Consider the following 15,892-nt stretch of genomic DNA (forward strand, 5'->3'; position numbering starts at 1 on the left):
ATGGGTCTAATGTCACCTGATGCGGATAGCGTCATGCACCGGGATCGTGATTCGCAGGTTTCCTGCATATAGGGCGCCTGGGCATGAGCCGACGCGACTACTGGTGTTGCTGTCCCGCTGCCAGTTGCAGCCTGGCGGTCGCGATGACGCGCCACAACGTTTCGGAACAACGTTCAGTAGCGTTGTAAGCGGATCAGTAACACATCGGATGGCATTCCGACTTTTGCGCTGGTGACAAGGCGTGCTTCTCACGCACACCACGGCTCCCGTCAGCGCGGATCACTTTTCTTCCTGGATTCATCACCTGCCTTGTGAACATCGTGAAACATTCCGGTCCTGTCGCGCTGAAAAGGGCGCACTCCTCGTTTCCTTCCGTCTTCCGGCCAACGCACCGGATACCCGCTGTCATCATGGTGTGCGGCGCACTTCTCCTTAGCGCGTGCCATCAGCGCGAAGCGCTCGTACCGCAGCCAAAGCCCGTCGTGGCGCGGGTGGTTCATCCCGATGGACGAATGGCCGACGCATCGTTGCCGGCGCAGGTGCAGGCGCGCTATTCCACGCCTCTGTCGTTCCGGGTCGGCGGCAAGGTGATCGAACGGCGCGTGCGTATCGGCGACACCGTGAAGGCCGGACAAATCGTTGCGCTCCTGGACCCGACCGATCTGCAGAACAATCTCGTCAACGCGCGCGCGCAACTCGACGCTGCAGAGCATCGTCTCGTGTTCGCGAAGCAGCAGCTCGATCGTGACGAGGCGCAGGCCCGCGCGAACCTGATTGCAACCGCGCAGCTGGAGCAGACCCAGGACGCCTACGCTTCCGCGCTCGCACAGCGCAATTCCGCTCTCGCACAGATGGCGCTTGCGACGGATCATCTTCGCTATGCGACGCTCACGGCCGAGCACGACGGGGTCGTCACGTCGGAAGATGCCGATACTGGCCAGAACGTGCAGGCCACCCAAGCCGTGTACCACCTCGCCTGGACGGGCGACGTCGACATCGTCTGCGACGCGTCGGAAAACACGGTGAACGCGCTGAGAGTCGGCAGCAAGGCGAGCGTCTCGTTGTCCGCGCTGCCTGGCAAGTCATTCGATGCGTCCGTGCGCGAGGTTTCCGCCGCCGCAGATCCGGAAAGCCGCACATGGCGGGTCAAGCTGACATTGACCGCACCCACTGCCGAAGTGCGTCTCGGCATGACGGCCAACGTCGCATTCGATGACTCACGCGAGGGCGCCAACGGTGAAGCCTTTACGCTGCCGGTGACCGCGCTGTTTCACGAAGGTGAAAAGCCTGCCGTGTGGGTGGTCCGTAACGGTAGCGACGCGCTTGAACTGCGCCCGGTCACGATCGCGCAATACGGCGAACGCTCAGTGTCGATCGCTGCCGGTCTGCACGATGGCGACCGCGTTGTGCTGCAAGGCGTGCATGCCGTAAGTTCGGGTCAACACGTGCAGGTGGTGCCTCCACTACATCCGGAGGAGTTTGCGTCATGAACGCGCGTGACCAGCAAAGCGCGCGCGATGGCGCGCCCGCGAGCGCCTCGAGCGAGACAGGCACAAGCGGAACCGGTTTCAATCTCTCGGCCTGGGCGTTGCGGCACCAGCAGCTCGTGATCTTTCTGGTCGGCCTCGCCACGCTGTTTGGCGTGATCGGCTATACGCACCTCGCGCAGTCGGAAGATCCGCCATTCACGTTCCGCACCATGGTCATCAAGACTTACTGGCCAGGCGCGACCGCGCGCGAGGTGCAGGAGCAGATCACCGACCGGATCGGCCGTCAATCGCAGGCGGCGCCTTATGTCGACAACATCAAGAGCTACTCGCGGCCCGGCGAGTCGATGATCTTCTTCGCAATGAAAGATTCGGCGCCCGTCAAGGATGTGCCCGAGACGTGGTATCAGGTCCGTAAAAAAATCGGCGACATCGCGGCGACGCTTCCGAAAGGAACAATCGGCCCGTTCTTCAACGACGAGTTCGGCGACGTCTACACGAATATCTACGCGCTGGAAGGCGATGGCTTTTCTCCCGCGCAACTGCACGACTATGCGGACAAACTGCGCACGGTGCTGCTGCGCGTACCCGGCGTCGCGAAGGTCGACTACTTTGGCGACCCCGATCAGCACATCTTTGTCGAGATCTCGAACGCGCAGCTGACGCGGCTGTCGATTTCGCCGCAGCAATTGGCTCAGGCCATCGACGCGCAGAATGCCGTTGCCCCCGTCGGCACCATCACGACGGAGGATGACCGCGTGTTCGTACGTCCGAGCGGCGCGTTCAAGGACGAACAGGCGCTCGCGGATCTGCTGCTAACGATCAACAAGCGCACATTCCGCCTCGGCGACATCGCGGCCATCAAGCGTGGCTACGATGATCCGCCTGTCACGCAAATGCGTGCCGGCGGCCAGGCGGTACTCGGCATCGGCGTGACGATGCAAAAGGGCGGTGACGTCATCGACCTCGGCAAGGCGCTCGACGCAAAGACCGCTGAACTGCAGGCGACGCTTCCGGCGGGTCTCAAGCTCACGCCGGTCTCGAGCATGCCCCATGCGGTCAAGCACTCGGTCAACGAGTTCGTGCGCTCGGTCGGCGAAGCGGTGGCGATCGTGCTGGTCGTCAGCCTCGTTTCGCTGGGACTGAGAACCGGCATGGTAGTCGTGATCACGATTCCGATCGTGCTGGCGATGACGGCGCTGTGCATGCATCTGTTCGGCATTGGCCTGGACAAGGTGTCGCTCGGCACGCTCGTGCTGGCGCTCGGGCTGCTCGTCGACGACGCGATCATCGCCGTCGAAATGATGGCGGTGAAACTCGAACAGGGCTGGAGCCGCATGCGCGCTGCCGCCTTTGCCTATACGAGCACAGCCTTTCCGATGTTGACGGGAACGCTCGCGACGGTCGCCGGTTTTCTGCCGATCGCGCTCGCCAAATCGAGCACGGGCGAGTACACGCGCTCGATCTTCGAGGTGTCGGCGATCGCACTGATCGTCTCGTGGTTCGCGGCGGTCGTGCTCGTGCCGTTGCTCGGCTTTCATATGCTGCCCGAACGCAAAGGTCACGAGGGCGCGGCTCACGTGCACGAGCACGATGTCTACAACACAGGTTTCTACCGGCGCCTGTCGGGCTGGGTCTCGTGGTGTATCGACCGGCGCTGGGTGGTGCTAGGCGTCACCGCCGTGCTGTTCGCATTCGCAATGGCGGTGTTCACACGCGTGCCGCAGCAGTTCTTTCCGAACTCGGAGCGCCCCGAGCTGCTGGTCGACCTGAGGCTGCCGGAAGGCGCTTCGTTCGAGGCGACGCTACGTGAAGCGAAGCGGCTCGAAAAGGTGCTGGACGGCAAGGCGGAGATCGAGCATTACGTCGACTTCGTGGGGACAGGCGCGCCGCGCTTTTATCTGCCGCTCGATCAGCAGCTGCAACAGCCCAACTTCGCGCAGTTCGTCATCACCGCGAAGGACGTCGAGACGCGCGAGGAGTTGATGCACTGGCTCGACGCGAAACTCGAGAAGGACTTCTCTGGCGTTCGTACGCGTGTCGCTCGACTCGAAAACGGTCCGCCCGTGGGCTTCCCGATCAAATTCCGCGTCAGTGGTGACGACATTGCGACGGTGCGCTCGATCGCGGATACGGTGGCCGGGCAGGTCCGTGCGGACCCCCGCACGCGTAACGTCCAGTTCGACTGGGACGAGCCGGCCGAGCGTTCCATGTCATTCGAGATCGATCAGAACCGGGCGCGTCAGCTTGGCGTCACCTCGCAGGACGTCTCCAGCTTCCTCGCGATGACGCTTTCCGGCTACACGGTCACCCAGTATCGCGAACGCGACAAGCTGATCAACGTCGATCTGCGTGCGCCAAAGAGCGAGCGCGTCGATCCGGCAAAGCTCACGAGCCTGGCGATCCCCACGCCCAACGGCCCGGTGCCGCTCGGCTCGCTGGGACACGTCCGCGACACGCTGGAATACGGGGTCATCTGGGAGCGCGACCGCCAGCCGACCATCACCGTGCAGGCCGACGTGCGCGGCGACGCGCAGGGCATCGACGTGACTCGCGACATCGAGCATGCACTCACCGCTGCGCGTGCCAAATTACCCGTCGGTTACCGGATCGAGGTAGGCGGCGCGGTGGAAGAGAGCGTCAAGGGCCAGACATCGATCAACGCGGAAATGCCGTTGATGATCATCGCGGTGCTGACGCTGCTGATGATCCAGCTGAAGAACTTCGCACGAACTTTCATCGTCGTGCTGACCGCGCCGCTTGGCTTGATCGGCGTGGTGACCGCGCTGCTGCTGTTCGGCAAGCCGTTCGGCTTCGTCGCGTTGCTGGGCGTGATCGCGATGTTCGGCATCATCATGCGCAACTCCGTGATTCTGGTGGACCAGATCGACCAGGACATAGCAGCGGGGCAGCCGCGCTTCGACGCGATCATCGGCGCAACCGTGCGGCGGTTCCGGCCGATCATGCTGACGGCCGCCGCCGCAGTGCTCGCGCTGATACCACTGCTTCGCTCGGGCTTCTTCGGCCCCATGGCAACCGCACTGATGGGCGGCATCACCATCGCCACACTGCTGACGGTGTTCTTCCTGCCGGCGCTCTACGCGACCTGCTTCAGGGTCCGGCGTGACGAGCGCGACGCGCAACCAGTCGTCGTCGAGCATACGGAGGTTTGATCATGAGCTTTACCTGCAAGACATCCGTGGCGGCCGCGGTTGCGGCACTCGCCATGTCGGCGTGCTCGTTCGGGCCGAGCGGCGAACCGCCAGCCATGCCGTCGCCCGGGCACTATGGCGCTGCGGCGCAGCCATCGAAAACGGTGGCTGCGGGTGGCGTTGCGCAGACGTTCGATGTCGGCGCGGCTCCCGTGCCTCAATGGTGGCGGCTTTACCGCTCAGATGCGCTCGACGCCTTCGTCGACGAAGGCTTGCGCAACAGTCCGACACTTGCCGCGACACAGCGCACGCTCGCGTCAGCGCGGGAGGAACTGCGCGCACAGATCGGCGCATCGACGCTGCCGTCGATCGACGGCGCCGCGCAGGTCGAGCGCGCGCGTACGCCTATCGTGCCGGGGCTTGGCCCCGAGCAGGTGCAATACAACTTTTTTGCCGGGCAGATCTTCACCCATTACACGTTCGACCTGTTCGGCCAAACGCGTTACATGAATTCGGCGAGCGCGGCGCGTGTGAACGTGCAGGCGTTCGAACTGGAGGCGTCACGTCGCGCGCTCACCGCGAACATCGTCGGTACGGCGATCAATGTGGCGGCGCTCGATCGGCAGATCGCGCTTACCGAGCGGCTGGTTGTGGTGTCCGACGACGCTGCGAACGAAGATCAGCAGCGCTACACGCTCGGCTCGGCCTCGCGCGCACAGGCGCTTGAGTCGAAACAGAGCGCGGCTGCGATCGCGGCGACGTTGCCGTCGCTGCGTCAGCAACGCGCGTGCGCTATCCACGCGCTGGCCGTGCTGATGGGGCGCACGCCGGATGACGCGCCGAGCGTGCCGGAACTCGAAAGCCTGTCGCTGCCGCAGCACTTGCCCGTGGCCGTGCCGTCGGATCTGCTGCGCTCGCGCCCGGACATCGAGGCAGCCGACGCCGCCGTGAAGGCCGCCGCCGCGGATGTCGGCGCCGCGACGGCCCAAATGTTCCCGAGCCTGTCGCTGACGGCCTCGATGGGCCGAGGCGGTTTCAACTGGCCGGCGGTGACGTCGGGCGCGGGCGCACTGTGGGCGATCGGCGCCGGCCTGTCGCAGCCAATCTTCCATGGCGGCGCGCTGTTCGCACAGCGTCGCGCGTCTGTCGACGCCTACGACGCCGCCGTGCTGCACTATAAGGCGACGGTGCTGTCCGCTTTCCAGGATGTGGCGAATTCGCTGGCCGCGCTGGATAACGACGCCCAGACGCTCGCTTCGTCGGACGAAGCCGCGGTCGCCGCTCGCGCGGCATTCGAAGATACGGCGTCGCGCCAGCGCATCGGCTCGCTGCCTTCGACGGCACGACAGGCGAGCGAGTCGCGTTACCTGAACGCGCAGATCGCCGCCGTGCGCGCAGCCGGTCAGCGCATGAGCGATACGGCGGCGCTGTTCCAGTCGATGGGCGAGTTGCCCGCCACCCCGCAGAGCGCAGCGTCGGCGCAATGACCGGGTGTTCGTGACAGTGGCGAGGACAGTCGGGCCGGACCGGCGCCGGGCAATCGGTTCAAATATGAGGAAGCCTTGCGCGGAGCGGAGAGGACCGCACTGTCCTGTCCGCAATCCGCACATTGCATGAATACAACGCAGTTGCGCGCTTTGAGGAATGAGTCGGTGCGAACGGCGGGGAAACCATGCCTTCGCTTTATCTGCTGGATGCCTCGCTGATTTTTCCGTCGACGCAGAATGCGGTCCGGCTCATATGTTCAGCGCTTCGCGAAATAGCGAGGTATCACTGCGAGACGCTCGACAACCACGGCCGGGACACTACCAACTCAGCCCTGATCGACGGCTTCCTCGACGGTGGGCAATGGACGGGAAGCGATCTTTTCCGCCTCCGCGCGCTTCAGTCCGAGCGTTTGCAGCAACATTGCTGCCGTGCGCTCGGGAAAATGCTCGCCGCTAAAGCCCAGTTCTGTCAGCACGCCCGCCGCGCTCGCGCCCGGCACGACAAAGTTCAGCTCGGCGGCGATGGCACACAGCACCGTGCCGCCCACTGCGAGAAATCCGATAAAGGGGTCGGCCACGACGAACCGTTTCGCCGCAATCCCGCTGCCGATGTCGCGCAGCAGTCGCTGACCGAGTCCGCGGCTCATTGCGCGCGCAGAAAACCCTTCACGGATCAAAAAACGTCCCCACACGGGATCATGCCGCGCCCGAAGGACCGTATGGCGCACAGAGACGGCGACTACTTCTGCGGGGTCGGAAACGCCGCCTGTAAGGCGATCGAGCATGTTCGCGAATTCTTCAAACACGTTGTCGACAAGCGTCGCATAGATCGCTTCCTTCGATTCGAAGTGGTTGTAGAACGAGCCGAAGCCCACGTCGGCGGCCTCGGTGATTTCGTTGATCGCCACGCCCTCCATGCCCTTTTCGGCCATCAGCCTGAGAGCAGCGTCGAGCAGACGGGTTCGCGTCTCACGCTTGCGACGTGCACCGCGCGGCTCCCGTTCTTCGGCAACCGGTACGGGGGCGACGGACGTGGCAACGGTGGAACGCTTGCCTGCCCGGCGATTTGTCGTGTTGGTCATCGTGATTCCTGATCTGGACATACCGCGCAGTATAGATTCGATTCTCTATATTGACAAAATCATCAGCGATGAGTTTAATGTCATCAAAGGTCTCGACGAGCCGATTCGACCAGAACCGATGGAGTGATGATGGAGACAGCAGCCACAAACGGCGCCACGCCTTGCCTTGCCCGCCCGCCCGCCGATGCGGGCATCCGAACCCGCTATCGATAGCGCCTCGGCGAAGCGTCGATCGCCGTTCGATCATGCCGCCAGTGAGGGATCTTTCGAACCCGCATCGGCCATCGCAACCGCCTGATCAGGTTCCGATATGAAACTGACTACCGCACAGCCCGCCCGTCACCCCAATCCAACGGCGAAAGCGACCGCTTTGGCCTATCTGGTATTCGAACGGCCGGACCTCGAGCAAGCCGAGCGTTTTCTCAATGACTTTGGGCTTCAAACGGTATCGCGGGACGAGGCGCTGCTGCTTCTACGCGGCACGGACGCTGCGCATTTTTGTTATGTGGTGCGTAGGGCGTCGAAAGCGCGGTTTGTGGGCTTCGGCCTGCAAGTCGGCAGTCGCGAGCAGCTTGATGTGCTGGCGAAGCTGCCGGGCGCGTCCGAGGTCGAAGACTCCGCGCTGCCGGGCGGCGGCTACGTGGTGCGAATGACGGACCCTTCCGGTTTCGCTATCGATGCGATCTGGGGCCAGGCACCCGCCTCTGCCTTGCCGCACCGGCTGCCACTGCCATTCAATTCCGTCGATGCCACCGTTCGCGTCAACGATACGCAGCGACCGCCCGAGCGCGCGCCAGAGGTGATCCGGCTAGGGCATGTCGTACTCGAACTCGCCGACTTTCAGGAAACCTGTGCCTGGTACACGCGGCACTTCGGGTTCATCCCGAGCGACGTACAGGCGCTTCCCGACGGCTCGCCGGCGGTCGCATTCATGCGTCTCGATCTTGGCAACAACCCGGCCGATCATCACACGCTAGCGCTTGCTCAGGGATTCGCTGCGACATACAGCCATAGCGCCTACGAGCTCATCGACGCAGACGCGGTCGGTATGGGCCAGCGCGTCTTGCGCGACAGTGGCTGGACGCACGCGTGGGGAATCGGCCGACATATCCTGGGGAGCCAGATTTTCGACTACTGGCAGGACCCGTGGGGCGACAAGCACGAACACTATTGCGACGGCGACCTGTTCACGTCCGATGAGCCGACGGGAATCCATGCCGTGAGTCGCCAGGCAATGGCTCAGTGGGGGCCGACCATGCCGCGCAGCTTCACGAAGCCCAGATTCACGCCCACGAGCGTTGTGTTGCTTTTCAGAAACCTGCGTTACAGCCCTGACCTGACTCTGAGCAAGCTGCGAACGCTGGCAAAGATCTTCGCCTGAACCAGGCTTTCCTACTGATCCGGAGAATTGAACAATGGCACTACACGTCCTGCATTACCTACATCATGGCCGTGCCCAGTGGGGCGTGGTCGCAGAGGGCGCCATCACACCGATTCCAGGCGAGTACGAATCAACCGCCGCGTTCATCGAGGCCAATCCGGTCGAGCGGCTCATGATACTCAGCGGTCCATCGATTCCCGAATCGGAAGTGCAGTGGCTGTCGCCCATCACCGCCAACCAGCAGTTCATCTGCCAGGGCGCGAATTACCGCCAGCATATGATCGAGTCCGGCATGGACCCGGACGTCAAGAAGTTCAACATGATTTTCACGAAGGCACCCAGCTGCATCGTTGCGGCGGACTCGGCCATCGTGAAACCACGCGCGGTGCGATTCCTCGACTATGAGATCGAACTCGGTCTCGTGCTCAAACGCGATATCACTTCGGGTGAGACTGTCACCGAGGCAAACCTGCACGAGTACATCGCGGGCGTTGTGATCGTCAACGATTATTCAGCGCGTGATATCCAGATTCCGCAGATGCAGTTTTACAAGGGCAAGAGCTTTCGGACATTTGGCCCTGTCGGCCCTTATCTTTGCCTGCTCGAGAAGCATGACATTCCGAAGCTGAAAGAGCTCGTGCTGACGCTCACGGTCAACGGAACCGTTCGCCAGAACGACACTACTGCTGGCCTTGTCTATGGCCCGGCAGAGACTCTGACCGAGCTCTCCCGTGTGCACGACCTGCGCACGGGTGACCTGCTTGCAACCGGCACGCCATCTGGATGTGCGCTGAGCATTCCTTCACCGGAGAAGCAGCGCGCTGCGGCGCAGTTGTCGGAAGAGGATAAATGGCGGCTTTTCCTGAAGATGCAGGAGGACAGGCCTCAGTATCTTCAGGTGGGAGACGTCGTCGAGGCATGGATTGTCAGCCTCGACCGCTCAATCAACCTGGGCGTGCAGCAAAACGTCGTCGTTGAAGAGGCAGTATGAAAGACGCCGCAAAAGGACAGGATGTTCTCGCTATCGAAGCACCGGGACAACTGCCGGATCTTCCGTCGAGCACCTACCAAATGATCTGCAGGGGCGCTGCCATCAATCCATCGGCGCCCGCGCTTTCCTTCTTTCGAACAGCCGATGAGTATGCCAGCCCGGAGTGCTGGACGTACAGCGACCTGTTCCGTGATATCACGTGCACCGCAAACATGTTCTCGCGGCTGGGCGTGGAAAGGAACACCGTCATCGCCTATGTGCTGCCGAATCTGCCAGAGACACACTTCGTGATCTGGGGAGGCGAAGCGGTGGGAATTGTCTGCGCGATCAATCCGCTGCTTGAAAGCGAGGCGATCGGCGAATTGCTGAAGGCGTCGGGTGCCAGCGTGCTCGTAACGCTCGCGCCGTTCCCCGGGACTGACCTATGGCAAAAAACGCAAGCGGTGTTGCACCACGTCCCTGCCATAAAAGATCTGGTTCTCGTTAATCTAGCCGACCGGATACCGGGGGAAAAAGGATTGGCAGCCCGGATACTACAACGTGGCGAAACCGCAAGTCTGCATGGCAAAGGCGGCGTGCGCAGCGCGGTTCCCACGCAGATCCGGGTCCATGATTTTGGCACCGCAATGGCGAACGAGTCCGGAATATCGCTCGACGACTCGCCCTCGGCGCGGATCGACGATATCTCGTCCTGCTTCTGCACGGGCGGAACCACGGGACTGCCGAAGATCGCGATGCGCCGGCACCGCAATGAGGTTGCCAATGCGTGGAACGCCGGTCGGTTTCTCGGCGAAAGCATCGGTCCGGGCAAAACAATATTTTGCGGACTGCCGCTATTTCATGTGAATGCCGTGATGGTGACGGGTCTACTAGCGTTCTCGCGCGGCGCTCATGTCGTTCTCGGCACACCACAAGGATATCGCGGCGACGGTGTTGTAAAGCGCTTCTGGGAAATCGTTGAACATTACGGCATCAATTTCTTCAGCGGTGTGCCAACGCTTTATGGGTCACTGCTCGAGGTTCCTATTGGCGGACACGATATCAGTTCCCTCGAGTACGGGCTGTGCGGTGCCGCGCCGATGCCAGTGGAATTGCTTCGCAATTTCGAGCATCGCACGGGGGTCCGAATTCTCGAAGGCTACGGACTCACTGAAGGCGCCTGCGTGAGCAGCGTCAATCCGCCGCTCGGTGAACGCAGGGCCGGCTCGATTGGCCTTTGCCTTCCCGGTCAGGCTATGAAGGTCGTGGTGGCCGATGAAGCCGGCCGGTATTCGCGCGATTGCGCGGCAGATGAAGTCGGCCAACTGGTGATCTCCGGACCGAATGTGTTCGTTGGATATTCCAGGCCAGAGCAGAACAGTGGAATCTGGATGGACCTCGGCGACGGCGAACGTTGGCTCAATACTGGCGATCTCGGGCGCCGCGATGCCGACGGATACTTCTGGCTCACAGGCCGGAAAAAGGAGCTGATCATTCGGGGCGGTCACAACATCGACCCTGCGGCTATCGAAGAAGCCCTGCATCGTCATCCCGCGGTTCAGATTGCCGCCGCCGTCGGCCGGCCCGACGCGCATGCGGGCGAGTTGCCGGTTGCCTATGTCCAGCTCAAGCCAGGCGCCACGACAACCGAAGCGGAACTGGCCGTATTCCTGCGCGCCTGCATTAGCGAGCGGGCTGCGCTTCCTAAGGCAATCCGCGTCATCGATGCCATGCCGCTGACAGGGGTCGGCAAGATCTACAAACCGGCGCTGAAATGGCGAGAAATAGCGGACGCATTGCGATCCGCACTCGTTGAGGCCGGTGTCAACGATGCGGCGGTGAGCATCGTCGAAGACACCGCTCGCGGGCTGACTGCTCATGTCGAGCTCAGTAGCGTCGAGCTCGAAGAACTGGCGCGCGCGACGCTCGCTCGCTTTCCGTTCGGCTTTTCGCTTTCCATCCCGGCGAGTTCGGGCGGAAGAGCGGGTCACGCCTGAACGCCAGTGGCATTTGTTTTCGAGCTAGAGCAGTGGTTTTTAAAAATGGCTCGGCCCCGTTTCGGCAACGCCACTGCGGATTACCCGCTCGGGTCGCACGCCGTCGACTCGGGGTGTCTACGTACACATCGAACTTACGTCAGGCATAGACCTGTAGCCGCGCGATTTTGCTGGGGGCACGAAGAAGAGCGGTGGAAAGCGCCATCAGAAACGCACGAAAGCGCGTCATTTCATTTAGTACGACTGCATGAGACGCGGGCCTGACGTCGTTCGATGCAAACGAGCCAGAGCTATGCCGACACCACGCGGTCACGGGCGCCTCATGAAGCGCCCTGACCGGCAGGGCGACAAAAACTATTCAGCCAATGAGACAGGAGAAGACACGTGATGAACGACAGGAGAACGGTTCGCCCCGCTGGTTTCGCGGTGTGCCTCTGCGCGGCGGCGTTTGCTGGCAACGCGAATGCGCAGACAGCCGGGAGCTTCACCGTGGCGACCGGGTGGCTCCACGTCGCGCCACAGAGTAGTGCAACACCGCTGACCGTGGAAAGCGTGGGTGGCATGACAGTGAATCAGCAACTGCCCGGTACTGGGGCGCATGCGACGTCCACGGACACAATGGGGATCACGACCGAGTATTACGTCACCGACCACATTGGCATTGCGACGCTCATCGGACTCCCGCTCACGGTGGATCTGGTCGGGGATGGCGCGCTCGCGAAGTATGGAACCCTGGGCTCGACGCGGCCGATTCCGCCCGCGCTTGTCTTTCGATATCACCTGCTTTCCGCCCAGTCGAAGTTCCGTCCTTTCATCGGACTAGGCGTGAACTATACGTGGTTCACCCAGGTGCGTACGACTAACAGTCGGTTTGTCACTGACAGTCTCGGTCCAGGCGGGTCGGCGCACGCATCCCTCAGTTCGTCCTGGAACCCGGTATTCGAGATCGGGGCTTATTACGCGATGACGAACCACTGGTCCGTGGGTGCCAGCGTCGGTTACGTTCCTGTAAAGACACACCTTACGCTGGACGGGACTACGGCTAAAGGGACGCAAATCGTTTCGACATCGACGATCCGTCTCAATCCCGTAAATGTCTTCCTGAATGTCGCCTATACCTTCTAGCCCGCAAGGACAGCGTTTCAGGCGCCGGACACGGCGGAATACGTTCAACCAGTTTAGAGGTTCAAATGCACAACAAAATGAGGAAACTCGACCATTCGGAACACGCTGATGACGTCCCGATGGACGTAACGCTGCGGCGTACAGTTCCTGTCGCGCGCGTGGGAGTAATGGTTGTGCAAGCGCTTTGGCCATCTCCTGCTTCAATGTTTCATCTCGGGTGAAACCATGAAGCGACAAGTGCTCAAATCGATTCTGTTCGCGCTGCCCAAGGTACTCGGCCTGACGGCAAGCCGGTTCCCCGCCTATCGTCAGCGCCTCAAGGAGCGGAACATTGTCGCCTGGATCGGGCTGATGGATCGGAGCGTCGGCCGCGTCATAGAAATCAGGAACGGTCGCGTCCGGTCGCGCGCCTGCACGCGTGGGACAGCCGACGTGAGCATCCTGTTCAAGGATGTCGCCACGGCCCTCAAATTTCTGTCGCCACGGCAGGACCATGCTGAAATTATTCATGCGGCAAAGAACTTCAAGGTGGTGACGGAGGGCGAGGATGAACTGCTGGTGTGGTTCATGCAAACGCTCAGTATGATGCAAACCATCAGCCTGCCGATGGGCACACCAATGCGGGACGGCACGCGCCGATACACGACCTGCACGAACGGCGGCCCTTTGTTCGTTTACGTGAAGGATGATCGCATCATTCGGGTGACGCCTATCGATCTGGACGGCAAGGACGCTGCCAGTTGGGAGATCGAGGCGCGCGGGCGCCGCTTCAGTCCACCACGGCGAGGTCTGGTCGCGCCGCACGCATTGGCGATCAAGTCGCTCGTCTATTCCGACAAACGGATTCTTCATCCGTTGAAGCGCGTTGATTTCGACCCAGATGGCGAGCGCAATCCGCAAAATCGCGGCAAGTCGGGCTACGTCCCGATCAGCTGGGACGAGGCACTGGACATCGTTGGGAAAGAAATCAACCGGCAAAAGCGCGTTCACGGTCCCGGCTCGATTACGTTTCCCATGTCGTCGCATCATCAGTGGGGGAACATCGGCTACTACCTCAGCGCGCTCACCCGCTTCGCCAATCTGATCGGCTTCACCCGGGTTGCCGCGAATCCGGACAGTTGGGAAGGCTGGTACTGGGGTGCGATGCATCACTTCGGCAACTCGATGCGCGTCGGTGTGCCGTCAGGCTATGGCGGCATCGAAGACTGCCTGAAGGAGGCGGAAATGATCGTCTTCTGGTCTTCCGATCCGGAAAGCACTAACGGCGCGTATGCGGGATTCGAGGGTACGCCGCGGCGCCTGTGGGCGAAAGAACTGGGCATCGAGTTCGTTCACATCGACCCACACTGCAATCCGACCGCGCAGTTGCTGGGCGGGCGTTGGATTCCCGTTCGACCGCAAACCGATGCGGCTCTCGCGACCGCGATCATGTACGTTTGGGCCGTGGAGGGCTTATACGACCAGGATTACGTCGCTAACCGCACGACCGGCTTCGCTGAATGGAGCGCCTATCTGCTGGGCGATACGGACGGCGTGCCGAAGACGCCTGAATGGCAACAGTCCGAGACCGGCGTGCCCGCGAAGGATGTGCGGGCGCTCGCTCGCCTGTGGGGAAAAAAGAAAGTCTATCTCTCTGTCGGCATGACAGGCGCGGGCTTCGGCGGGGCAGGACGCGGCGCGACCGGGGCGCAATGGGCGCGCTGCATGATCATGATGATGGCGATGCAGGGGTGGGGTAAGCCGGGCGTAAATTTTGGGTGTCTGCAGCTGGGTGCTCCGCACGACCTCCACTTTTATTTCCCTGGCTATGCCGACGGCGGGATGTCCGGCGACCTCGCGTGGACCGCCAATGCCGTAAATAACTATCAGCGCATGCCGCACATCCTGACGATGAATCCCGTCAAACAGATGGTCCCGCGGCAGCAGCTACCCGATGCCATCATCAACGGCCATGCGACAGGATACCTGTGGGACGGTATGTCTCAGGAAGCGCAGTTCGCGCCCTTCAGCTACCCGATGCCGGGCTATTCGCCGATCCACATGATCTATCGCTATGGCGGATCTTCCTTCAGCACCGTCACGAAGTCTGGACGCTGGGCCGATGCCTATCAACATTCCAGCATCGAATTCGTGGTGAACCAGTCGATCTGGATGGAAGGGGAGGCGCAGTTCGCCGACATCATTCTGCCGGCTTGCACATCGCTCGAGCGATGGGACATCGGCGAGTGGTCGAATTCAGGCGGCTACGCGCATCATGGCTTCAACACCGTCAATCATCGAATGGTAACGATGCAGCACAAATGCATCGAGCCACTGGGCGAATCCCGCTCGGACTACGATATCTTCGCCGCTATTCTGACCCGTCTTGGTCTTGGCGGTGTCTTCACCGAGGGCTGCGGCGAACTCGATTGGGTCAAGCGGGTATTCGAATCGTCGGATCTGCCCGATCACGTTTCGTGGCGCGAATTCTGCCGCAAGGGATATTTCGTCGTACCGCCCGAAAAGCCCGAATTGCGCCATGCCGTCGACATGCGCTGGTTCGCGGAAGGTCGTCGCAAGGATTTGCACGAACCGCATCCGATGCCGTCGCAGTATGCCGAAAAGTTCGGCATGGGCCTGCAGACGCCGAGCGGCAAGCTCGAGTTCGTACCCGAGTTGCTGAAGCGGCACACCGCCGATAATCCCGAGCGGCCCGCACTGAACCGGTATATCCCGTCGTGGGAGGGCTTGCGCAGTGAATTGGCCCAGCGCTATCCCCTGCAACTGATAGCAACTCACAGCCGCTACAGTTTTCATACCCATTGCGACGGCAAGAATTCGTCAGTCAACAGCGTCGAGGATCATCGTGCGCTGGTCGGCGGTCACCGCTTCTGGCTGCTGAGGCTCGGGTTCGCAGACGCGGCCGCGCGAGGCATTGCTCATCGCGACCTCGTCAAGGTCTACAACGACCGGGGCGCCGTGATCTGTGCGGCTGATGTGTCGGCTTTGTTAACCCCTGGTGTCGTCAAGTCGTATGAGGCAAGCGCGGAATTCCAGATGATCGAAGTGGACGGCGAACGTGTCGAGATCGGCGGCTGCATGAACATGCTCACTCCTGACCGGTCGCAGACGGCGGGCACGAGCAGCATGAGCCCGAATTCATGTCTCGTGCAGGTTGAAAAATGGAAAGGCGCCGATGCGTTCCTGCTCGGTCGCGCAGCGTGAGGAGAAA

The 15,892-nt window shown here is 61.8% G+C and carries 10 protein-coding genes; 9 read left to right on the top strand and 1 reads right to left on the bottom strand.

Annotation, left to right across the window (positions count from 1 at the left end; all coding sequences use genetic code 11):
- The first annotated feature begins 410 nt into the window (after positions 1–410).
- The 3 genes from GCT19_RS31905 to GCT19_RS31915 are packed head-to-tail and all read left to right on the top strand — an operon-like array spanning position 411 to position 6,126.
- A complete protein-coding gene (locus GCT19_RS31905; RefSeq protein ID WP_152854136.1) occupies positions 411–1,490 on the top strand; it encodes an efflux RND transporter periplasmic adaptor subunit in 1,080 nt (359 codons plus the stop codon).
- Entirely contained in the window at positions 1,487–4,660 is a 3,174-nt protein-coding gene (locus tag GCT19_RS31910; protein ID WP_152854137.1) for an efflux RND transporter permease subunit, read from the top strand. Before GCT19_RS31905 ends, GCT19_RS31910 begins: the two co-directional genes overlap by 4 nt.
- Before the next feature lie 2 nt (positions 4,661–4,662).
- Positions 4,663–6,126: an efflux transporter outer membrane subunit gene (locus tag GCT19_RS31915; protein WP_152854138.1), complete on the top strand. Its 1,464-nt coding sequence runs from the start codon at positions 4,663–4,665 to the stop codon at positions 6,124–6,126.
- A 326-nt stretch (positions 6,127–6,452) separates the two neighbouring features.
- On the opposite strand, the gene GCT19_RS31920 is transcribed toward GCT19_RS31915, so the two are convergent.
- Positions 6,453–7,208 carry a TetR/AcrR family transcriptional regulator gene (locus GCT19_RS31920; protein WP_013094061.1) on the bottom strand — a complete coding sequence of 252 codons (756 nt, stop codon included), beginning with the start codon at positions 7,206–7,208 and terminating at the stop codon, positions 6,453–6,455.
- On the opposite strand from GCT19_RS31920, the gene GCT19_RS42950 reads away from it, so the two are divergent.
- The 6 genes from GCT19_RS42950 to GCT19_RS31945 all read left to right on the top strand — a co-directional run bounded on the left by GCT19_RS42950 (position 7,198) and on the right by GCT19_RS31945 (position 15,885).
- Positions 7,198–7,335, top strand: coding sequence for a hypothetical protein (locus tag GCT19_RS42950; protein ID WP_193727471.1), 138 nt, complete (start codon positions 7,198–7,200; stop codon positions 7,333–7,335). The two genes, GCT19_RS31920 and GCT19_RS42950, sit on opposite strands and share 11 nt — an antisense overlap.
- Positions 7,336–7,518: 183 nt before the next feature.
- Positions 7,519–8,589 (top strand): VOC family protein, encoded by a 1,071-nt coding sequence (locus tag GCT19_RS31925; RefSeq protein ID WP_152854139.1) that lies wholly within the window; start codon positions 7,519–7,521, stop codon positions 8,587–8,589.
- Positions 8,590–8,623: 34 nt separating this feature from the next.
- Positions 8,624–9,580 carry a fumarylacetoacetate hydrolase family protein gene (locus tag GCT19_RS31930; RefSeq protein ID WP_018435087.1) on the top strand — a complete coding sequence of 319 codons (957 nt, stop codon included), beginning with the start codon at positions 8,624–8,626 and terminating at the stop codon, positions 9,578–9,580.
- The gene (locus GCT19_RS31935) at positions 9,577–11,556 is read left to right on the top strand and encodes an acyl-CoA synthetase (RefSeq protein ID WP_152854140.1); all 1,980 of its coding nucleotides are present in this window, start codon (positions 9,577–9,579) and stop codon (positions 11,554–11,556) included. The genes GCT19_RS31930 and GCT19_RS31935 overlap by 4 nt, the downstream gene beginning before the upstream one ends.
- A gap of 387 nt (positions 11,557–11,943) precedes the next feature.
- Positions 11,944–12,681 carry an OmpW/AlkL family protein gene (locus GCT19_RS31940; protein WP_018435089.1) on the top strand — a complete coding sequence of 246 codons (738 nt, stop codon included), beginning with the start codon at positions 11,944–11,946 and terminating at the stop codon, positions 12,679–12,681.
- A gap of 225 nt (positions 12,682–12,906) precedes the next feature.
- On the top strand, positions 12,907–15,885 hold the full coding sequence (locus tag GCT19_RS31945; RefSeq protein WP_152854141.1) for a molybdopterin-dependent oxidoreductase: 2,979 nt from the start codon (positions 12,907–12,909) through the stop codon (positions 15,883–15,885).
- Positions 15,886–15,892 lie beyond the last annotated feature (7 nt).

The organism is Paraburkholderia atlantica (assembly GCF_009362785.1).
Classification (GTDB): Bacteria; Pseudomonadota; Gammaproteobacteria; order Burkholderiales; family Burkholderiaceae; genus Paraburkholderia; species Paraburkholderia atlantica.